The organism is Stenotrophomonas maltophilia group sp. LNF247, assembly GCF_054083135.1.
Genome location: NZ_JBSRQL010000002.1, coordinates 31,281 through 51,729 on the forward strand (window position 1 = coordinate 31,281; position 20,449 = coordinate 51,729).

Consider the following 20,449-nt stretch of genomic DNA (forward strand, 5'->3'; position numbering starts at 1 on the left):
CCGGCGTGGAACTGCTGTAGAGCCGAGCCCATGCTCGGCTGCGATCATCAAGCCGAGCATGGGCTCGGCTCTACAAAGCGTTCTGCATCCACGCATTGCGTGGACCTACTCCAGCTGCAGGCGGGCATAGCGGGCCAGTTCTCGTGCGCCAAGCAGCAGTCCATCTACGACATCCGGGCTGAGCTGCTGGTGGGCACCGCCCTGCTCGCGGGCGGCTTCGGCGGCGTGCAGCACCTGCATGAGTGCATTCAAGCCGGCCAGGGTGCGGCTGAGGCCGGCCATGGTGGCCGCCTGGGCCGGGCTCAGGCCCTGCGCGTCCAGCCGTCGGCCGTCGGCTGCATCGCGCCCGTCCATGCGGGCCAGCAGCGCAGGCAGCAGATCCTTGGGATCATCGAGCAGGGCTTCGATGCGCTCGGCGACGTCGACCGGCAGCAGGTCAGCGGCTTCGCCGATCAGGGCGTGCAGCTGGGGGAACAAGGGGCGTGCGGACATGGTGAATCTCCTCGCAGACGGCAGGCCACCCGCGGATGCAAGGTGGCGGACGGTGCGGGTTGGCGTACCGGAGACCCAACAACTCAAGCGCGAGGAAAAAGACTCCAGCGGATTCTGATGAATCCCCACGCACCATCCGCCGAAACAAGGCAGCCGATGCATTTTCCGTGATGAGCCGCAGCACACCCGGAGCGCTTGAGTTGAAGGTTTTTTTCAGGACGCCAATCCCGGCCAGGGCACCTGCCCCGGCCGCCCCATCTGGCCATCACGCAGCGCTGTGATCTGTAAGGAAATTCTCAAGCCGCAGCTGAGGGTGCGAATGCGTGCATGCGGGCACGCGCGCGGCGTGGCGGCGATCACGGTGATGTCGTGTTGGGCTTCTGGCCCATCACGCCTGCGAAGTTAATTCGATGGCACAAGCGACACAGGGCGCAAAACGAACCCGGTGTAGAGCCGAGCCTATGCTCGGCTCCGGGAAGCCACCGCAGCCGAGCGCGGGCTCGGCTCTACAAACGTGGAGCCCCCACCAAAGTGAAGGCTTTACAACGGCTTCGGCGAGAACGTCAGGGTGGCGATCACGCCACGCTCGCCACCGGGGCGCACGCTCACCTGCCAGCCGTACAGATCGCACAGGCGGCTGACGATCGACAAGCCGATGCCGCCGCCCTGCGAATGGCCAGCATGCGTGCCGCGGTAGCCACGCTGGAACAGCTTGGCGGCATCTTCCTCGCTCAGGCCCGGGCCACTGTCGGTCACCGAGACCGAATTGGCGCCGACGAACACGCGCACCTCGCCGTCCTGCGAGTACTTCACCGCATTGCCGATCAGGTTGCCCAGTGCCACCGACAGCGCCGCCTCGGGCGCATCGATCACCAGGTTGCGCTCACCTTCGAGCACCAGCTCCAGCGGCTTGCCACCCAGCTGCGCACGGTGCGCGTCCAGCAGCTGCTCGGCTACGCGGGCCACGTTGCTGGTGCCCTGACCGCGTTCGTTGCGCGACAGCAGCAGCAACGCGCCGATCAGATCGCTGCACTGCTGTTCGGCACGCTGGATGCGCTGCAGGCGCTGCAGCACCTTTTCGTCCAGGCCGGGCCGGGTCAGCAGCAGCTCGGTGGCACCCCGGATCACCGCCAGCGGCGTGCGCAGCTCATGGCTGACGTCGGCATTGAACTCACGGTCGCGCTGCACAACTTCGGTCAGCCGCGAGGAATAGTCGTCCAGTGCCTGTGCCAGCTGCCCCACTTCGTCATCGGGGAAACGCGGCGCCAGCGGCTCAGGGTCACTGGTACCACCACGGTAGGCGCGCAACCGTGCGGCCAGGTCCGATACCGGCTTCATCACCTTCGAGGCCGACCACCAGCCCAGCACCAGTGACAGCAGGCTGAACACCAGCACCGACAGCACCAGCGCGCGGTTGAGCTGCTTGCCGCCGCGCACGCTGTCGGTCATGTCATAGGCGAGGAAGAACCAGGCGTCCGGCGTCTTGCGCACGGCCAGCTTGTAGGAGTACGGCTCGCCGTGCTCATCACCGCTGACGCTGTGGATGCCATCGGAGAAGCCCGCCCACTGCGCGCGTTCTTCGCGCACCCGGTCGAACTTGTCCTTCGAATAGGCATAAGCCCTGATCTGCAGCACCGGTGCATCCGGGTTATGCCCGGGGTGCTCGTAATAGCGGCGCGCATACTCGTCGATGTTGCGGTTCATCAGCTCTTCCACCAGCTGGTTTTCCACGCGCAGGCGGGCCCAGTTGGTGGCGAACGCGAACAGCGTTGTCAGGCAGAAGCCCAACAACACGAACGAAACGATGATGCGGCTGCGCAGGCGCCGCCGATACGGCGTGCGCCGGCGCTCCCCCTTGCTTGCCACCGAATCAGGCTTCCGGGGTGGCGATGCGGTATCCGATGCCATGGCGGGTCTGGATCAGCGGCACTTCAAACGGCTTGTCGACCACCGCACGCAGGCCGTGGATGTGCACGCGCAGGGAATCCGAATCGGGCAGTTCTTCGCCCCACACGCGGGTTTCCAGTTCCTGGCGGGTCACCACGGCCGGGGCCGCTTCCATCAGCGCCTGCAGGATCTTCAGTGCAGTCGGGTTGAGCTGCAGCAGCTTGCCCTGGCGGCGCACTTCCAGCGTATCCAGGTTGTATTCCAGATCGCCGGTTTCCAGCACGCGGGTCTGCACGCCCTTGCCGCGTCGCGACAGGGCGTTCAGACGCACTTCCACTTCCTGCAGCGCGAACGGCTTGATCAGGTAGTCGTCCGCGCCGGAATCGAAGCCGGCCAGCTTGTTGTCCAGCGAGTCGCGGGCGGTGAGCATCAGTACCGGGGTCTGCTTGCGCGCTTCGTTGCGCAGCTTGCGGCAGACCTCGATGCCGTCCATGCCTGGCAGGTTGAGATCCAGCACGATCGCGTCGAACTCGTGCACCACGGCCAGATGCAGACCGGTAACCCCGTCAGCCGCGAAGTCCACGGTGTGGCCCCGGTCCTCCAGGTAGTCGCCCAGGTTGGCCGCAATGTCGCTGTTGTCTTCGATTACCAGGATTCTCACTGTCACCTCTAATTGACGAATTTGCCGACGCGCTGGGCCTGGCCCATATCACGCTGTGCCTTGTCCTTCCGTCGCGCGCGCTCGGCTACGGTCGTGCACTGCGTCGTGGACCGGTTCGAACCCGTGGCCTTTTCACGTTGGCATATTAGACGACTATCTTCACGGGCCTGTGTCAAAACCGTGTTCACGATCTGCTGATCGTTGAAGACATCGGTTCGTACCTGTTCAGGCATGGAATCGCGGTCGGGATGCTGCTCGACGGCCGTACGCATGCGCACCAGCGCCTCGCGCACGCGGCTGCGGTCGGCCTGTTTCAGCTCGCTGTAGGTCTCGCCATCGTTGAGTTCGATTTCGATGCGCTCGATCTGCTGCTGCAGCGGCTTGCCCGGAATAAAGACCTCACCGGCCTGGCTGGATGCGGAGGCGGCGGTGGCCAGGGTCAGGCCCGAGACCAGGACCGCCGACATCAGGAGAGACTTCATGACAAACGAATCCTTGTTTGAGTTGAGGGTTGACTGTATTCGCACCGCCTTCACGCGAGCAAGTGCCGGTCGCTCGGGCGGCAATCGGCCCGGCTAGCGGTTACTGGGAGGCGTGAGATTGTTGAAGGTGCGCTGGTCGTTGAGCAGGGCCTTGCCCTTTTCCTCGATCCGGCGGCGCTCGGCCACCGTCAGGCAGCGGCTCTTGGGCATGTTGCTGCCCGTGGTGCGGGTGTGCTGGCAGATCTTGCGGCTGTCTTCGTGGGCGCGGACAAGAACGGTGTTGATCCGCTCCTGGTCGTTGAAGACCTCTGCCTGGACCTGCGGCGGGAGCTCCTGAAGCGTGCTGTGGTCCCCCATGCGCTGGGTGATGCGCGCCAGGGCCTGCTGCACCTGGGCGCGGTCGTCAGCGGAAATCTCGCTGTACTCGCCGTCATCAAGGGCCCTTTCAACCCGCCGGACCTGCTCGGCCACCGGTGCCTGCCCGTCCATCTGTATGGCGGTCTTCTCCGGCTTGGCGGAGACAGTGCCAGACAACCCCAGCAACAACGCGATCATCGTGATGCGGTACATCGCCAGCCTCCGGATCCATCCAGGAACGATGGCCACTCTACGGCCGTCACGCGGCCTCCACAAGGGACTTCCGGCAGGTATAAAAAAGACCCAGGCGGTGGCCCGCCTGGGTCTGAAGTCGTATCCCGATACCGATCCTGCTGAGAGGCAGAGCTGCGGTTCGCTGAAGGCTACGCCGGCGCCGATTAAAGGCATGTTAAAGCCGGCCTCATTTGCCCATGAGAATCTCAAAATATTGATTTGTCATGGCTTTTTCAGCTTCTCGACGTGCTCGATGATGCGCGTGGCCACATCTACCCCGCAGGCGGCTTCGATCCCCTCCAGCCCCGGCGTGGAGTTGACCTCCAGCACCAGCGGGCCGCGCGCGGAGCGGATCAGGTCCACCCCGCACACCGACAGGCCCAGCGCCTTGGCCGAACGCACCGCCACCTGCTGTTCGGCGCGGCTGGCCTTGGCCGCCACCGCAGTGCCACCGGCATGCAGGTTGGAGCGGAAGTCGCCTTCCGGCGCCTGGCGCTGCATCGAGGCCACCACCTGGTCGCCCACCACGAAGCAGCGCAGGTCGGCGCCCTTGGCCTCACCGATGAACTCCTGCATCAGGAAATTGGCATACAGCCCGCGCAGGGCCTCGACGATACCGCGCGATGCGCTGGCCTTTTCGGTGAGGATCACGCCCCGCCCCTGGGTGCCCTCGTTGAGCTTCACCACGTGGGGCGGCGGGCCGAGCATGGACAACAGGTCGACGGTGTCATCCGGGTTGTCACCGAACACGGTGACAGGCATGTCGATGCCCTTGGCGGCCAGCAGCTGGTGCGCACGCAGTTTGTCGCGCGAACGCAGGATCGCGTCGGAGGGGTTTGGGGTGCGTGCGCCCATCAGCTCGAACTGCCGCAGCACGGCGGTGCCATAGCGGGTGATCGAGGCACCGATGCGCGGGATGACCATGTCCACGCCGGTCATCGGCCGGCCCTTGTAGTGCATCGAAAAACCATCGGCGGCGATGCGCATGTAGCAGCGCAGCGGGTCGAGGATGCGAACGGTATGGCCACGCGTGCGTGCCGCCTCGACCAGCCGGCGGGTGGAATACAGGGAACTGTTGCGGGACAGGATGGCGAGCTTCATCGCGGCAGGATCGGGCGGCAGGCGCGCAGCATAGCGCGGGCGTGTGGCGGGTGGATGATGCCCCGCAGGCCACCGCATCTGCATGCCTGCCGGGGCTGTGCGAATATGCCGTTGCCGGCTGATGGACATAAACGGCCGGCTTGCACAATCCAAGGAGAACCACAGATGCGAATGGGAATTCCGCTGTTGTTGCTGTTTGGCCTGGTGGGAGGCGCCGCAGACGTACGGGCTGCGCCGACCCACGCAGTCTCCCGGCTCTACTTCGATGCCAACAACACCCTGATCGGCCAGGGCCTGCGCTACTGCACGGGCAAGACACAGCACCAAGGCGTTGCCTCACACGCCAACACCCGCTGGATCGATGTTTCCTACGCCTGCCAGGGCGACTCGACCGACGTGTCCTACGGCAGCTGGGTGCCTGCGCAACTGCGGCAGGACTTCTGCACGCTGTATGACGCCTGCACATCACTGATGCCGTGGCCGGAACCCAGCCTGCCCGGCACCCTTGGCAACGGCTTCTACTCAGACTGACAGCCGATAGTCGCCGCACCGTCTCCGGCGATGACCGCACCGTCGCCGGGGACATCCTCATGGCTCATCCAAGGGATGCCTGCCGCCGCTGATCAGCGCGGGGGCAGGCGCAGCGAGAAGTGCCCATCGCGGACACGCACGGCCAGCGCGGTTTCCCGCCATTCCACAGGCAGGGCGAGCGCCGTGTGTGGTGTGGGGATGCGTGTGATCGCGTCGAACGTCCAGTGTTCCTCATAGGCTTCGCAGCGAAGCGAACCGTCATCGCCGGCCTCGATCACATCGATCCAGGCACCACTGCGGGCCTTGCCGCTGCCGCCCGTCGCACGGCGGCCAATGGCCTGCCAACACCCCTGCCAGTGGACGAGCCATACGCCCTCGATGGGACGCAGATCCCCATCAAGCACGCTGCCCGCCACCACCACGCACCGTCCGGACGGGCTGGTGATCACCGTTTCCAGATCGCAGGCGTGACGGTCACTGGGCTCGCCATCAAGACAGAGCGCGTACGGGCAAACGCGCGCGAACAGCGTCGGATGCGCGGTCAGGCGCAGATCGTCGGGCAGCAGCGGTATGGCCTGCAGCACCCGGGCATCCGGCAGGACATGCCGCAATGCCTGCGGCAACCCGGCGGCCAGCGCGGGATGCTCCGGTTCCAGCCATAGACCCCGGCAGGGCCGCAGCGCGGTCGATCGACAGGGGATATCCCGCAACCACATTGCGGCTTCGGCATCCCCGCCAAGCTGCCGGCGCTCGTGCAGTTCCTGCCAGAACAGGCTGGGAACAATTGCCTGCAGGTGCATCACCCGCTTGTCCGCTTCGTCGTAGACGATCACCGCTTCGCTGCGATCAACATAGCCACTGGCCACACGCAGCCCGCTTCCCGCCAGCGTCTGCCACTCGCCACTGGCGTCGTGGCTGCCTCCAGTGGATACGCCCTCGACAATGGCGCCATCGCGCAGCATCTGGGTGCTGTAGGCCGGACCTCCCATGCCCAGTTCGCCCCAATCCAACAGGACATCATGCGTGGGCGGCCGGGTAGCAAAGGGCAGCGTCGCCCGCGAGCGCAGCAGTGCGCCGCCTACGGTATCGCCGACCAGATCAAGGCGCTGCAGCACACCACCCACTGCAAGGCACGCGGCCAGGGCGACAACCACGCCCAGCGGCGACCACCAGGCCACGCAGATGGCGACCAGGACCAGGAACGGCAGCCACTGGGTGAAACGGCGGAGGGCGATTCGATCAACGGTCATGCGGGCATGGTGACTGCGATTGCGCACCATTCAAACCTTCAACGCGGTGCCAGGCAATGGGGGTCGAACCGGCATTGGCGCTAGACTTTCCCTGATGATGGAACCGATGACTGCCGTGAACCGCCGGAATCTGCTGCTGGACGTACTACCGCGATGGAGAGCACTGGCCAAGGATCCGGGAGTACCGCGCCGCATGCTTCGCCTGCCGGACTGGCAGGCAGACTGGAACGCGGGCATGGCCCTGCTTGCGCGTCATGCGCGCAATGGCGGTGACCCTGCGGAGGAACCGCTGCAGGGGCATGCGGCGCTGGAACATGCGTACGGCTTGGAAGCGGTTGCCCAGACCGGCAGCAACCTGCTGCTGAAAGGCATCGACCGTGGATTCGCCCCCACGGCATTGCAGCAGATGCATGCCGACGTTGCAGAACTCTGGCTCGAGCATGCACGTTTGCTGGCCATTGCCCGGAACAGCCTGCAACAGCAGGGCCACGACATCGCGCTGGCCGCGCCGTTGCAACCGCGCACAACGCAGCACTACGAGTACGCCCTGCAGCTGTTGTCACTGGGCGTGCTGCTGGATGCGCAGGACCGTCTTCCAGCGTTGGTGGAGAAGGTGCTCTGCTTCGACACCGACCGCGTGCTGGACTACCTCAGCGCACCGGCACTGGGCCTTGCCGAAGCCAGCGATGCGATATTCCATCCGCGCCCGTTCGCCGAGCTGTTCGCGCCGTTGCGCGACGGTGAAGCGTTCGACCCTTCACTGCTGGCCGGCTACCTGCAGGTGCAGTACCGCGACTTCTTCCTGCTGTCGCCCAAAGCCCAGAAGCGGACCCGACGCCTGACCGGACCGAATGCCTGGGGTTACTGGGCGCTGGAGGTAGCAGCGCTGGTGGTGCTGTATGGCGGCGACGATGCCGCGCTGCGCACCTGCCCGCACTATCCTTCCGACCTGGTGGACTTCGCCCGGCCGCAAGCGGGCGCATAAGCCACTCCAGCTATGGTTCGAAGGGACCACAGCCCAACACTGAGGAAGAGATTGCGGCGCTGCTGCCACACGCTCGAGCTGGGTGTGGTGCATCGAGTACGCCGCGTCTGCCGGGGGTGAATACCCTGGAGACATGGAGCGGGCGATGGGAATCGAACCCACGTCAGTAGCTTGGGAAGCTACAGCTCTACCATTGAGCTACGCCCGCGATGCGGTGGAAAGTCTATGCGCTGGGGCCGGTGTTGCGCAATGGTGCCCCCGCATCAGAGCGGGGCCGGATCCCCTTCGTTCCCGAAAGGGATCCGGCCCCGCCTGGTTTCTGCTTAGAAGCTGCCGCTGAAGTTGGCGAACAGCGTCGCGTCCTGGGCACGCTTCTGCCCGGCCGAAGCGCTCAGGCCGAAGTTGCTCTGCAGGCCGAACAGCTCGGTACGGGCACCCAGCACCACGGTGGCGTAGTTCTTGTCGAAGTTCAGGCCCGGCACGCGATAGCTGCCCAGTTCCGGCAGGGTCTGCAGCCATGCGCTGGCCTGCTTGGTGTCTTCGAACTCGTGGTCGTAGGTCACCTGCGCGTACGGCTTGACGGTGCCGCCATCGAAGCGGGCCTGCCAGCCGATGCGGCCGACGGTCGAATCGACGTTCTGGCGGTCGTAGCCCAGTGCGGTGGCCAGGGTGCCGGCGGCAGCGCTTTCGGTGTAGCCATCGATCTTCACCTTCTGCCAGATCACCGAAGCAATCGGGCCGTGGCGGAAACCGCCTTCGGTGCCGAACTCGTAGCCGGCGTTCAGCGCGGCGGTCAGGTTGCTGCCGTCCGGCGAACCGCCGTGCTCACGAGTGGCCGGGCCCAGCTGGACCTTGCGGTTCACGTCATAGGACAGCCAGGTGTAGCTGACCTGGCCATTGATCCAGATGCGGTCACCATACCAGCCGGCGAACAGACCGGCAGTGGTGTCCTTCTGGGTGAAGTCGCCACGGCTGTTGCCGAAGTCTGCGTTGAGGCGGCCGAAGCCGGCGAAGCCGCCGAACACCATGCCGTCGCGTGCCCAGTCGATACCGAACAGGCCGGCGGGCGCCAGGCCGTCGTACAGGTCGGCATGGTCATAACGCTGCAGGTCACCGCGCACGCCGCCCCACCAGGACAGGCCATCGGCCGGGCGACCACCCAGGTGCATGCTGACCTGGTCGGCACGCGAACGGCCGATGGTCTGGGCCGAGTGGCTCAGCACCTGCTGCAGACGCGGGCCTTCCAGCACCGAGACAGCATACTGGCCCAGCAGCTGATGGCCGGCGGTGGTCGGATGCACGCCGTCGGCGAACAGGTAGGTGTTGGCTGCATCCGGGCTGACGTAACTGGTCGGGTTGCAGCCGATGATGCTGGCGGTGGAGTTGTTCGGATCGATCCTGCAGGCGGTGCTGGTGACGTTGGTGAAGCCGTACATGCCCGGATTGGCAGTCACTTCGCGCAGGATGCTGAAGGTATCGAGCGGAATGAACTCGATGCCTGCCTGCTTCAGGCCACCGTACAGCGCCTTGTTGTAGCCGGCCGACAGTGCGGTGGCGGCGGCGGCATTGGGGCCGCGGAACTGCGGGGTGATGCCCACATCCGGCAGGTTCGGTACCAGCACGTACTGGGCACCAGCCTGCTTCAGCGCACCTACCAGCGCGATCTGGTCGGTGACCGCTGCGCCGATGATGCCCTGCACCTGGGCCTGCGACGCGCCACCTGCCGCCGCACGGGTGGCCGCAAACAGATCATTGGCGCCTCCCCATACGGTGTACAGGGCGTTGCCGTCAGCCTTGCCACCGTTCGCGGCAAGGTAGCGGGTTGCTTGCGACTTCAGCGACGGAATCACGCCCAGGCCACCGGCCTCGTCCACCGATACCCGGGCACCGCCCACGGCGTAGTTGTCGCCACTCTGGCCGTTGCCGTTGGCACCCCCGTTGAGGCCGTAGTAGTTGGCGACCTGCTGTGCCCACACCCAACCCGGGTTGGTGGTGAACTGGCCGGTGACCGGCTGCACGCCCGGATCGAGCAGCGGCCGGAAATAGCCGGCGTCGGTGAGGCTGTCGCCGAAGAACACGGCCTTGGAATACGGACTTTCGCCTGCCATGGCCGGCAGCGCGGCGAGTGCGATCGCAGCCGCCATCAGGGAGCGGATCGGGTGTTTGCTGAGCTGCATCTAGGAACTCCTGTGGGGTAAATAGGTTGGAATCCGGCACACGTACGCCGGCGCACGGTCAATGGTTTCACCGGGCCGCCGTTTGCTCACGCTGCGCCGCCGCATGGATTGTCGCCTGAGCACGCCGAAGCCTGCTGTGCTGGAGCTGGCGCCCCGATCAAATTGCAAACGTTCCGATCACGAAGGGCTATAAGCGACAATGCAGGCATGAACATCCAGCTCAACGGCGAACCCCGCACCCTGCCCGCCTCGGCGACCCTTCACGACCTGCTCGAGGCCGAGCAGCTGCTGCAGCGCCGGGTGGCAGTGGAGGTCAACGGCGAGATCGTCAGCCGCAGCCGCCATCGCGAGCATGTCCTGGCTGAAGGCGACATTGTCGAGATCGTGCACGCGCTGGGTGGGGGCTGAGGCCTGTCCGGGTTTGCCGGCCAGCGGCCGGCACTACCCATGCCGATCCACGGCCGGCACGCCATTGCGTGATCCCATCTTCAGGCGGATAGGCGATAATCGCGCCATGAACGTTCATGTCTCCCCCGATTCGCTGGTGATCGCCGGCAAGACCTATGGCTCGCGGCTGCTCACCGGCACCGGCAAGTTCAAGGACCTGGAAGAAACCCGCCTGGCCACCGAGGCTGCTGGCGCCCAGATCGTCACCGTGGCCATCCGCCGCACCAACATCGGGCAGAACCCGGGCGAGCCGAACCTGCTGGACGTGCTGCCACCGGAGCGCTTCACCATCCTGCCCAACACCGCTGGCTGCTACACCGCCGAAGACGCGGTGCGTACCTGCCGCCTGGCCCGTGAGCTGCTGGACGGCCACAACCTGACCAAGCTGGAAGTGCTGGGCGACCAGAAGACCCTGTACCCGGACGTGGTGCAGACCCTCAAGGCCGCCGAGCAGCTGGTCAAGGACGGCTTCGAGGTGATGGTCTACACCTCCGACGACCCGATCCTGGCCAAGCGCCTGGAAGAGATCGGCTGCGCCGCAGTGATGCCGCTGGCCGCGCCGATCGGTTCGGGCCTGGGCATCCAGAACAAGTACAACCTGCTGCAGATCATCGAAGACGCCAAGGTGCCGATCATCGTTGATGCCGGCGTGGGCACCGCGTCGGATGCGGCGATCGCGATGGAGCTGGGCTGCGACGGCGTGTTGATGAACACCGCCATTGCCGGTGCGCGCAACCCGGTGCTGATGGCCACTGCCATGCGCAAGGCAGTCGAGGCCGGCCGCGAGGCTTTCCTGGCCGGGCGCATCCCGCGCAAGCGCTACGCCAGCGCATCCTCTCCGGTGGACGGGCTGATCGGCTGATGACCAATCCTTTTGACAGCGCCGGCTCCAAGGCCCCACCCAAGCCCTTCACCGTAAGCGAGGGCCGCCGCGAGGTGCGCAGCTTCGTGTTGCGCCAGGGACGTTTCACCCCCGCCCAGCAGCGCGCGTTCGACGAACGCTGGCCGCGCTTCGGCCTCGACTACACCGGCCAGCCGCGTGACCTGGATGCCACCTTCGGCCGCCCGGCACACAAGGTGCTGGAAATCGGCTTCGGCAACGGTGCCGCGCTGCGCTTCGCCGCCCAGCACGATCCGTCGCGCGACTACATCGGCATCGAAGTGCACGCCCCCGGCGTGGGCCGGTTGCTGAACGCGCTGGCTGAGGACAATGCCGACCACGTGCGCCTGTACCACCATGACGCGGTGGAAGTGCTGCAGAACGAGATCGCCGATGGCGCGCTCGATGAAGTGCGCATCTACTTCCCGGACCCGTGGCACAAGAAGCGCCACAACAAGCGCCGCCTGCTGCAGCCGGCATTTGCCGAGCTGCTGGTGCGCAAGCTGCGCCCGGGTGGCCGCCTGCACTGCGCCACCGACTGGGAAGACTACGCCGAGCAGATGTGGGACGTGCTTGACGCGACTGCCGGCCTGGTCAACCGCGCCGGCCCGCGTGGCAGCGTGCCGCGTCCGGACTGGCGCCCGCAGACCCACTTCGAGACCCGCGGCCAGAAACTCGGCCACGGCGTCTGGGACCTGCTGTACGACCGCACCTGATGATCGCCTGAGGACGCCGCGCCCCACATGGATACCGCGCTGACGCTGACCAACGACATGAAGCTCGTGCTCGGGCTGGTCGGCTTCACGATGGCGATGTTCCTGTTCGAGCGCATCCGCGCCGACGTGGTCGCGCTGGTGGTGCTGGTGGTACTCGGTGTCACCGGCCTGATCGCGCCGGAGGAGATCTTCGGCGGTTTCTCCGGTAACGCGGTGATGAGCATCATCGCCACCACCATCCTCGGTGCGGGCCTGGACCGCACCGGGGCGCTGAACCGGCTGGCCGCATGGCTGCTGCGGCGCGGCCACGGCGTCGAACAGCGGCTGCTGATGATGACCACCGCCATCGCCGGCCTGAACTCGTCCTTCATGCAGAACCCGTCGGTGATGGCCTTGTATCTGCCGGTCGCCTCGCGACTGGCAGCGCGCACCGGGCTGACGATGCAGCGCCTGCTGCTGCCGATCTCGGCGGCGATCGTGATGGGCGGTGCGCTGACCATGGTCGGCAATTCGCCGCTGATCCTGCTGAACGATCTGCTGGCCTCGGCCAACAACAACCTGCCTTCCGGCCTGGCCACCATCGAGCCGCTGCGCATGTTCGCGCCGCTGCCGATTGGCGTGGCACTGCTGATCGCATCGCTGCTGTACTTCCGCTACTACGGCGACCGCAAGCTGATCGAGGAAGAAACCTTGGTCAACGACGGGGTCACCCCAGCACGCACCGAGAGCTACTTCGCCAAGACCTATGGCATCGAAGGCGATGTGTTCGAGCTGGTGGTCAGCGCGGAAAGTCCGCTGGTGGGCATGACCCTGGGCGAGGCCGAGAACCTGCACGACGCCCCGCTGCTGCTGGCCCTGAAAACCGGTAATGACACCCGCCTGGCGCCGCCGGCGGAGATGCGCATCTGGGTAGGCAGCGTGCTCGGTGCGATGGGCCCGCGCCAGCAGATCAACGATTTCGCGCAGAACCAGTTCCTGCGCATGTCTTCGCGCCTGAAGCACCTGGGTGACCTGTTCAACCCGAGCCGCGCCGGTATTTCCGAGGCGGTGGTACCGCCGACCTCGAACGTGATCGGCAAGAGCGCGGCCGACCTGCGCCTGCGCAAGGAGCGTGGCATCAGCCTGCTGGCGATCAACCGCGACAAGCAGGTGATCCGCGAGGACGTGCGCGACGTGCAGTTGCGTGCAGGCGACATGCTGGTCTTCCACAGCATCTGGACCGACCTGGCACAGGCGGCCAAGAGCCGCGACTTCGTGGTGGTGACCGACTATCCGACCGGCGAGCAGCGCCCGCACAAGTTCAAGATTGCGATGGCGATCTTCGCGCTGACCATCCTGATCGCGCTGACCAGCAAGCTGCCGGTCGCGCTGACGCTGATGACCGGCGTGGCCGGCATGCTGCTGACCGGCGTGCTGCGCATGGACGAGGCGTATGCCTCGATCAACTGGAAGACGGTGTTCATGATGGCCGGGCTGATTCCGCTCGGCTGGGCGATGGACTCCAGCGGTGCGGCCGCGTGGGTGGCCGGCCATACCATCGACAAGCTGCCGACCGGCATTCCGGTGTGGGTGCTGGAGGTGGCGCTGGCACTGCTGACCACGGCGTTCTCGCTGGTGATCAGCCATGTGGGCGCGACCATCGTGATGGTACCGATCGCGGTGAACCTGGCACTGGCGGCGGGCGGCAACCCGACCGCGTTCGCGCTGATCGTGGCGCTGTCGGCGTCCAACAACCTGATGACGGCCTCCAACCCGGTGATTTCGATGATCACCGGCCCGGCCAATTACACCCCGCGCGAGATGTGGCGGGTCGGCGGACCGTTGTCGCTGATCTACACCTGCGTGGTGGTGTTGATGATCAACCTGATGTTCTGAGGGTTGGGTTTGTTGGCAGGGCTGCGCCCTGCACCCGCAGAATCAACGTCAACGTCAACGTCAACGTCAACGTCAACGGCTGGCATTCCGTGGGATGGCGGGGTGGGTCCACGCCATGCGTGGAGCCTTTGTAGAATCGAGCCGTGCTCGACTGCTTCCGGCCTCAGGCCAGATAGACCTGCCCATCGCGGATATCGACCGGCACCGCACGCAGGCGGTCGCCCTTGCACGGGCCGGCAATGCAGTCGCCGCTGTCCAGCGTGAACGAGGCGCCATGCGCGGCGCAGACCAGATGGCCTTCGCGGCTCTTCAGGAACTGGCCCGGGGCCCAGTCCAGGCGACGGCCGGCGTGCGGGCAGATGTTCAGGAATGCGCGCACCTGCGCGCCGTCGCGGTACAGCACCAGCGATTCGGCATCGCCATCGATCACCGCTTCGACCTCGGCAAACGCGCCATCGGCAATGGCATCAAGGGCGATCAGGGCAGCAGCGATAGTCATGGCGAAAGCTCGGACGGTAAACCGGAATTGTCGCATGCCTGCTCAGGTGACTGGCTGCGACATGAACACAAGTCATTGATCCGTAATAAGCACAGGCTATATTTAACGAGTTTTTCACTCAATGACAGTGGCGCGTCCCGATACTCTGTCTTCGCTGATCCCAGCCTATCGAGCCGCCATGTTCAACCGCGCATCCGCCTTCAACCAGTTCCGCACCCTGTTCGCGCCGCGCAAGCCGCGCCATCCGTTGGTGCGCGTTGCCGTGGGCCTGCTCGGCCTGGCGATCCTGGCCGCGATGGTGTTCATCGGTGTGTTCGTCGGTGCCGCGATGATCCTGGTTGGCCTGGCATGGAAGCTGCTGGCCTCGCGCAAGCCGGGCGCCGCGCGTCCGGTGGACCCGACCGTGGTCGAGGGCGAGTACCGCGTGGTGCGCAAGCCGGTGTTGCCGGCCTCGCGCTGATCCAGGCCTTCCGCGCCCGCTGACGGCGGGCGCCATGCGTTCTAGACTGCGGGCACGCCCTTCCTGGATGCCCGCATGTCCGATGTCTCCGATGTGATCCCTGCCGTAGCCCTGCCGCGTGTACCGGTAGCCGGTGGCGGCAGCTTCCCCGTGCACCGTATCTACTGCGTCGGCCGCAACTTCGCCGACCACGCCCGCGAAATGGGCGCGGCGGTGCCGGCGGCCGATGACCGCGGCCGCCCGATGTTCTTCAGCAAGCCGGCCGACGCCATCGTGGTCGGCCACGACGATGCCATCCCCTATCCGCCAGCAACCGCCAACCTGCACCACGAAGTGGAACTGGTGGTGGCGATCGGTCGCGATGCGCCCGCCGGCGAGCTGGCCGTCGCCGACGCCGATGCGCTGGTCTACGGCTACGCCGTCGGCCTGGACCTGACCCGCCGCGATCTGCAGGCCGCAGCCAAGGACAAGGGCCATCCTTGGGATGCCGCGAAGGGGTTCGATGCCTCCGCGCCGATCAGCGAAATCGTGCACGCCGAAGAAGTCGGCGACCTGGCTGCGCTGAACCTGTCGCTGGAGGTCAACGGCGAGGTGCGCCAGCAGGCACTGCTCGACCAGATGATCTGGAACGTGCCGGAGATCCTGCATGAGCTGTCCAAGCTGTGGCAGCTGCGTGCCGGTGACCTGGTGTTCATGGGCACCCCGTCCGGGGTGGCTGCGCTGAAGCCCGGCGACCGCTTCAGTGCCCGCCTGGAAAACGTGGCCGAGCGCCACGGCGTGATCGCCGGCTGACGTCACCTGCGCTACCCTGCGCGCTGTCCACTTCCCCACCGGAGAAAAACAACAATGGGAATGCTCACCGAGTTCAAGGAATTCGCCATGCGCGGCAACGTCATCGACCTCGCTGTCGGCGTGGTGATCGGCGCGGCCTTCGGCAAGATCGTGACGGCGCTGGTCGAGAAGATCATCATGCCGCCGCTGGGCCTGCTGATCGGCAAGGTGGACTTCTCGCAGCTGGCGTGGACGCTGTCGCCGGCCCGCATCGGCCCGGACGGCAAGGAGATTCCGGCGGTGGTGATCGGCTACGGTGATTTCATCAACACCCTGATCCAGTTCGTGATCGTGGCCTTCGCGATCTTCATCGTGGTCAAGGCGATCAACCGCCTGTCTCGCAAGAAGGAAGCTGCACCGGCCGCACCGGCCGAGGAAGTGGTGCTGCTGCGCGAGATCCGCGACAGCCTGAAGAAATGAGGTATCGGGCGCCTATGGGCGCCCCCCCCACCTGTAGAGCCGAGCCCACGCTCGGCTGATCTGCAAAAGGCAGCCGAGCATTGGCTCGGCTCTACAGAAGCAGGCGAAAGCCCCGCCCCGGCGGGGCTTTCGCTTTGCTGCATCTGGCGGGAAACAGCATCCGCGCCAGCCATGACCTCCCGCCCATGCGCCGGGCTGAACGACTGTTAAGCTCCAAGGCTTAGGTCCCTTCCCGGAGTTGTCCATGCGTCGCCGCGTTCTTGCCATCGCATCCTCCCTCGCCCTGCTGGCCGCCCCGGCCTTCGCGGCGCCGCACACCACTACCCTGCCCCCGGCGTCGCTGGCCACCGCCGCACAGCTGCGCGACCAGGCCTTGGCCGATGACACCGGCTGGAAGGTGGTCGAATCGCTCACCACCGAGATCGGCCCGCGCATCGCCGGCAGCGAGGCTGACGCCCGCGCCGTGGCCTGGGCCGAAGCCAAGTTCAAGGCACTGGGCTTCGACAAGGTGTGGAAGGAACCGGTGACCTTCCCGAAGTGGGAGCGCCGCAGTGAACACGCTGCCGTGACCGGCAAAAATCCGCAGCCGCTGCAGATCACCGCACTGGGCGGCAGCCCGGGCGGCACCGTTGAAGCCGAGGTGGTGCGCTTCGCCGACCTGGCCGCACTGCAGGCGGCGCCGGCCGGTTCGCTCAAGGGCAAGATCGCCTTCGTCGATTACCAGATGCTGCCGTTCCGCGATGGCCGCGACTACGGCCGCGGCGGCGCGATCCGCAGCAAGGGTCCGTCCGAGGCGATCCGCAAGGGCGCGGTCGGTTTCCTGATGCGTTCGGCCGGCACCGACTCGCACCGCGTGCCGCACACCGGCATCACCCGTTTCGATGACGGCCTGACCCCGGTGCCGTCTGCGGCACTGTCGGTGCCCGATGCCGACCAGCTGGCCCGCCTGCTGGCCCGTGGCAGCACCACGGTGAAGGTGGCGCTGGACTGCGGCTGGGATGGTACGGCGACCTCGTACAACGTGATCGGCGAGATCACCGGCCGCAGCCTGCCGAAGGAAGTAGTGGTGATTGGCGGGCATCTGGATTCGTGGGACCTGGGCACCGGCGCGGTGGATGACGGCGCGGGCGTGGGCATCACCATGGCCGCAGGCCACCTGATCGGCCAGCTCAAGCAGGCACCGAAGCGCACCATCCGCGTGATCGCCTTCGCCAACGAGGAACAGGGCCTGTATGGCGGCAAGGCCTATGCCGAAGCGCACGCGAAGGACGTGGCCCTGCACCAGCTGGCCGCCGAGAGCGACTTCGGCGCGGGCCGCATCTACGCCTTCAATACCGGTTCGCCGAATCCGGACGGCTCGCGCGAAGCGACGAAGCAGATTGCCGAAGTAATGAAGCCGCTGGGCATCGAGTACCAGGCCGACAAGGGTGGCCCGGGCCCGGACGTCGGCCCGCTGGCCGCCAAGGGCGGTGCGTGGGCGTGGCTGGCGCAGGACGGCTCGGACTACTTCCACCTGCACCACACCGCCGACGACACGCTGGATAAGATCGACCCGAAGGCGCTGGCACAGAACGTGGCCGCCTACACTGTGTTCGCCTACCTGGCGGCGGAAGCCGATGGCAGCTTCGGCAGCGAGGCCAAGGCGACCACGCCGCCGAACGAATGATGCGGTAGCGCCGGGCCATGCCCGGCGTTTGCGGCGGGAAGAGCGGTGCGAACCAAGGTTCGCACCCACCGGGCGTCACTCAGCCGCGGCGGCTCGCCCACTGCGCCAGCAGCACGGCCGTGGCGGAAGCAACATTCAGGCTTTCCACCGCGCCGCTGCCGGGGATCGAGACCTGCAGATCGCACTGGCTCGCCAGGCCACGGTCCATGCCCTCGCCTTCGGCGCCCATCACGTACACCAGCCGGTCTGGCAGGGACGCGCGGAACACGTCATCACCGCCCTCGACCAGGGTCGCGGCCAGGCCGAAACCGGCTGCGCGCAGTTGTGCCATTGCCTGAGCGGTCTCCGGCAGCTGCACCAGCGGCACCGCTTCGGCGCCGCCTTCGGCCACGCGCGCGGCGGCACCGGACAGCGCCAGCGTGCTGCCAGCCGGCAGAAGCAGCGCCTTGACGCCGAAGTGCGCGGCCGAGCGCAGGATCGCACCGAGGTTGTGCGGGTTGCCCACGCCATCCAGCCACAGCGCCAGCGCCGGGCCGTCACCGACCTGCTGCAGCCACTGCGCCAGCGGCAGTGCCGGTGCGCGCAGCATGTCGGCCACCACGCCTTCGTGATGGGTGGTGCCGGCCAGCTTGTTCAGATCGCCATCCTCGACCACGCGGTAGCCCACGCGGTTGGCCACGCACCACTTCAACAACGGCTGCAGGCGCGGAATGCGTGCTTCCAGCAGGTACAGCTTGCGCAGCGCCTGCGGCCGCGCTTCGAACGCAGCCAGCACGGCATTCAGGCCGTACAGACGCAGCTCATCGCTGCCACCGCGCCCACCACCGCCCGTGGCCGGCACCTCCGGGCGCGGCAACGGCGTTGCGCGCGGCGGACGGGCGGACGGGCGGCGGTTGTTCCAAGGGTTGTTCACTTACACACTCTCCTGCTTGCGCTGGCGCCAGAAATCGGCGTTCTTGATGCCCAAGGCATCAGGGTCGAACACCGGATCCAGGCCCAGCTTCTTCTGTCGTTCGTAGTCACGCAGGGCCAGCATCGCCGGCTTCTGGATGATGAGGATGGCAATGATGTTCAGCCAGGCCATCAGGCCCACGCCGATGTCGCCAAGCGCCCAGGCCAGGGTGGCATTGTGGAACGCGCCGAACACCACCATGCCGATGATGCCCAGGCGCAGCACCAGCACCGTCAGCGGGCGCTTCCTGTTGTGGTTTACATAGCTGAGGTTGGTCTCGGCCATGTAGTAGTACGCCATGATGGTGGTGAAGGCGAAGAAGAAGATGGCGATGGACACGAATGCCGAACCCCAGCCCGGCAGCACCGCTTCCACGCCGGCCTGGGCGTAACCGGCGCCTTCGGGAATGCCGGCCAGGCCCTGGAAGATCGGCGGTGCGCTGGCACCTGCCGGCGAGTACACGTTGTAGGTGCCGCTGGCCAGGATCAGGAACGCGGTGGCGGTGCACACCATCATGGTGTCGAAGTAGATGGCGAAGGCCTGCACATAGCCCTGCTTGGCCGGGTGCGAGACTTCCGAGGCGGCCGCTGCATGCGGGCCCGAACCCTGGCCGGCTTCGTTGGCGTAGATGCCGCGCTTGATGCCCCACTCCACCGCCAGGCCCATCATCGCGCCAAATGCGGCATGCGTGCCGAAGGCACTCTGGAAGATGATGCCGAACATTTCCGGCACGCGGTCGTAGTTGATGACCATGATGATGATGGCCATCAGGATGAAACCGGCAGCCATGAACGGCACCACCACTTCGGCGAAGTTGGCGATGCGTTTGACGCCACCGAAGATCACCACGCCCAGCAGCAGCGCGACCACGATGCCGATGCCCAGCTTCAGCGCCTGCACCGATTCCATGCCGAAGGCCTGGCCGTCGAGCGGCCCGCACAGCGCGGTCCCACGGCAGGCGTTGATGATGCTGTCGGCGATGGCATTGGCCTGCACGCCCGGCATCAGGAAACCTGCGGCGATGATCGTGGCGATGGCGAAGGCCAGCGCATACCACTTCAGGCCCATCGCCTTCTCGATGTAGTACGCCGGGCCACCGCGGTAGCGGCCTTCGGCGTCCTTGGTCTTGTAGATCTGCGCCAGGGTGCATTCCACGTACGAGGTGGACGCGCCGAGGAAGCCCATCACCCACATCCAGAAGATCGCCCCGGGGCCGCCGAAGGCGATGGCGGTGGCCACGCCGGCAATATTGCCGATGCCCATGCGGCCGGCCATCGACATGGCCAGCGCCTGGAACGAGGACACGCCGGCGTCGGATTTCTCACCCCTGACGGTGAGGCGGCACATTTCGAAGAAGCCACGGATCTGCATGAAGCGCGTGCGCAGGCTGAAGAACAGGCCGGCGCCCAGGCACACGAAGATCAGTGCCTTGCTCCAGATGATGCTGTTGATGAAGTGTACGGTTGCTTCCACGCGCGCTCTCTCCAGTCGGCGGGTTGTAAGGACGTCCCGTCGGCTGGAGGGGACCGGTCGATTCTCCCTGATC

Annotated in this window: 21 protein-coding genes and 1 tRNA gene; 10 read left to right on the forward strand and 12 right to left on the reverse strand. The window is 66.2% G+C overall.

What is annotated here, in order from left to right; all coding sequences use genetic code 11:
* Positions 1–105 precede the first annotated feature (105 nt).
* The 6 genes from ACTXG9_RS02285 to rimK form a co-directional block, all read right to left on the reverse strand.
* The gene (locus tag ACTXG9_RS02285; protein WP_171953456.1) at positions 106–492 is read right to left on the reverse strand and encodes a hypothetical protein; all 387 of its coding nucleotides are present in this window, start codon (positions 490–492) and stop codon (positions 106–108) included.
* A 540-nt stretch (positions 493–1,032) separates the two neighbouring features.
* Positions 1,033–2,400: a sensor histidine kinase gene (locus ACTXG9_RS02290; RefSeq protein ID WP_031269244.1), complete on the reverse strand. Its 1,368-nt coding sequence runs from the start codon at positions 2,398–2,400 to the stop codon at positions 1,033–1,035.
* Positions 2,363–3,040 (reverse strand): response regulator transcription factor, encoded by a 678-nt coding sequence (locus ACTXG9_RS02295; RefSeq protein WP_005410804.1) that lies wholly within the window; start codon positions 3,038–3,040, stop codon positions 2,363–2,365. The genes ACTXG9_RS02290 and ACTXG9_RS02295 overlap by 38 nt, the downstream gene beginning before the upstream one ends.
* A gap of 8 nt (positions 3,041–3,048) precedes the next feature.
* Entirely contained in the window at positions 3,049–3,522 is a 474-nt protein-coding gene (locus ACTXG9_RS02300) for a hypothetical protein (RefSeq protein ID WP_021201975.1), read from the reverse strand.
* 93 nt (positions 3,523–3,615) lie between these two features.
* A complete protein-coding gene (locus tag ACTXG9_RS02305; RefSeq protein WP_188250273.1) occupies positions 3,616–4,092 on the reverse strand; it encodes a hypothetical protein in 477 nt (158 codons plus the stop codon).
* A gap of 243 nt (positions 4,093–4,335) precedes the next feature.
* Positions 4,336–5,214: a 30S ribosomal protein S6--L-glutamate ligase gene (gene rimK, locus ACTXG9_RS02310; protein WP_026347043.1), complete on the reverse strand. Its 879-nt coding sequence runs from the start codon at positions 5,212–5,214 to the stop codon at positions 4,336–4,338.
* Positions 5,215–5,379: 165 nt separating this feature from the next.
* Here rimK and ACTXG9_RS02315 point away from each other — a divergent pair, with 165 nt between their 5' ends.
* A complete protein-coding gene (locus ACTXG9_RS02315) occupies positions 5,380–5,745 on the forward strand; it encodes a hypothetical protein (protein WP_227852960.1) in 366 nt (121 codons plus the stop codon).
* A 92-nt stretch (positions 5,746–5,837) separates the two neighbouring features.
* Here the strand turns inward: ACTXG9_RS02315 and ACTXG9_RS02320 are convergent, their stop codons facing one another.
* On the reverse strand, positions 5,838–6,995 hold the full coding sequence (locus tag ACTXG9_RS02320; RefSeq protein WP_258010015.1) for a hypothetical protein: 1,158 nt from the start codon (positions 6,993–6,995) through the stop codon (positions 5,838–5,840).
* A gap of 106 nt (positions 6,996–7,101) precedes the next feature.
* Between ACTXG9_RS02320 and ACTXG9_RS02325 the strand changes: the two genes are divergently transcribed.
* A complete protein-coding gene (locus tag ACTXG9_RS02325; RefSeq protein ID WP_456115433.1) occupies positions 7,102–7,980 on the forward strand; it encodes a PoNe immunity protein domain-containing protein in 879 nt (292 codons plus the stop codon).
* Between the two features lie 134 nt (positions 7,981–8,114).
* Here ACTXG9_RS02325 and ACTXG9_RS02330 read toward each other — a convergent pair.
* Positions 8,115–8,188, reverse strand: a tRNA-Gly gene (locus tag ACTXG9_RS02330).
* 115 nt (positions 8,189–8,303) lie between these two features.
* Entirely contained in the window at positions 8,304–10,124 is a 1,821-nt protein-coding gene (locus tag ACTXG9_RS02335) for an autotransporter domain-containing esterase (RefSeq protein ID WP_026347045.1), read from the reverse strand.
* Between the two features lie 240 nt (positions 10,125–10,364).
* On the opposite strand from ACTXG9_RS02335, the gene thiS reads away from it, so the two are divergent.
* The 4 genes from thiS to ACTXG9_RS02355 all read left to right on the forward strand — a co-directional run bounded on the left by thiS (position 10,365) and on the right by ACTXG9_RS02355 (position 14,075).
* Complete coding sequence (thiS, locus tag ACTXG9_RS02340; protein WP_019660184.1) at positions 10,365–10,565, forward strand: sulfur carrier protein ThiS; 201 nt, start codon at positions 10,365–10,367, stop codon at positions 10,563–10,565.
* Between the two features lie 106 nt (positions 10,566–10,671).
* A complete protein-coding gene (locus tag ACTXG9_RS02345) occupies positions 10,672–11,466 on the forward strand; it encodes a thiazole synthase (protein ID WP_019660185.1) in 795 nt (264 codons plus the stop codon).
* Positions 11,466–12,200: a tRNA (guanosine(46)-N7)-methyltransferase TrmB gene (trmB, locus tag ACTXG9_RS02350; RefSeq protein ID WP_019660186.1), complete on the forward strand. Its 735-nt coding sequence runs from the start codon at positions 11,466–11,468 to the stop codon at positions 12,198–12,200. The genes ACTXG9_RS02345 and trmB overlap by 1 nt, the downstream gene beginning before the upstream one ends.
* A gap of 27 nt (positions 12,201–12,227) precedes the next feature.
* Positions 12,228–14,075 (forward strand): SLC13 family permease, encoded by a 1,848-nt coding sequence (locus tag ACTXG9_RS02355; protein WP_019660187.1) that lies wholly within the window; start codon positions 12,228–12,230, stop codon positions 14,073–14,075.
* 163 nt (positions 14,076–14,238) lie between these two features.
* Here the strand turns inward: ACTXG9_RS02355 and ACTXG9_RS02360 are convergent, their stop codons facing one another.
* Positions 14,239–14,574 carry a Rieske (2Fe-2S) protein gene (locus tag ACTXG9_RS02360; RefSeq protein WP_111098281.1) on the reverse strand — a complete coding sequence of 112 codons (336 nt, stop codon included), beginning with the start codon at positions 14,572–14,574 and terminating at the stop codon, positions 14,239–14,241.
* A gap of 178 nt (positions 14,575–14,752) precedes the next feature.
* Between ACTXG9_RS02360 and ACTXG9_RS02365 the strand changes: the two genes are divergently transcribed.
* From ACTXG9_RS02365 to ACTXG9_RS02380, 4 genes are all read left to right on the forward strand, one after another.
* Entirely contained in the window at positions 14,753–15,034 is a 282-nt protein-coding gene (locus ACTXG9_RS02365) for a hypothetical protein (RefSeq protein ID WP_019660189.1), read from the forward strand.
* 75 nt (positions 15,035–15,109) lie between these two features.
* The gene (locus ACTXG9_RS02370) at positions 15,110–15,826 is read left to right on the forward strand and encodes a fumarylacetoacetate hydrolase family protein (RefSeq protein WP_019660190.1); all 717 of its coding nucleotides are present in this window, start codon (positions 15,110–15,112) and stop codon (positions 15,824–15,826) included.
* Between the two features lie 54 nt (positions 15,827–15,880).
* Complete coding sequence (gene mscL / locus ACTXG9_RS02375; RefSeq protein ID WP_019660191.1) at positions 15,881–16,285, forward strand: large-conductance mechanosensitive channel protein MscL; 405 nt, start codon at positions 15,881–15,883, stop codon at positions 16,283–16,285.
* Positions 16,286–16,529: 244 nt separating this feature from the next.
* Entirely contained in the window at positions 16,530–17,951 is a 1,422-nt protein-coding gene (locus ACTXG9_RS02380) for a M28 family peptidase (RefSeq protein WP_021202001.1), read from the forward strand.
* A 79-nt stretch (positions 17,952–18,030) separates the two neighbouring features.
* On the opposite strand, the gene ACTXG9_RS02385 is transcribed toward ACTXG9_RS02380, so the two are convergent.
* Positions 18,031–18,864, reverse strand: a complete 834-nt coding sequence (locus ACTXG9_RS02385) for a TrmH family RNA methyltransferase (protein WP_111101807.1) — start codon at positions 18,862–18,864, stop codon at positions 18,031–18,033.
* Positions 18,865–20,376: an alanine/glycine:cation symporter family protein gene (locus tag ACTXG9_RS02390; RefSeq protein WP_021202003.1), complete on the reverse strand. Its 1,512-nt coding sequence runs from the start codon at positions 20,374–20,376 to the stop codon at positions 18,865–18,867.
* Between the last annotated feature and the right edge of the window lie 73 nt (positions 20,377–20,449).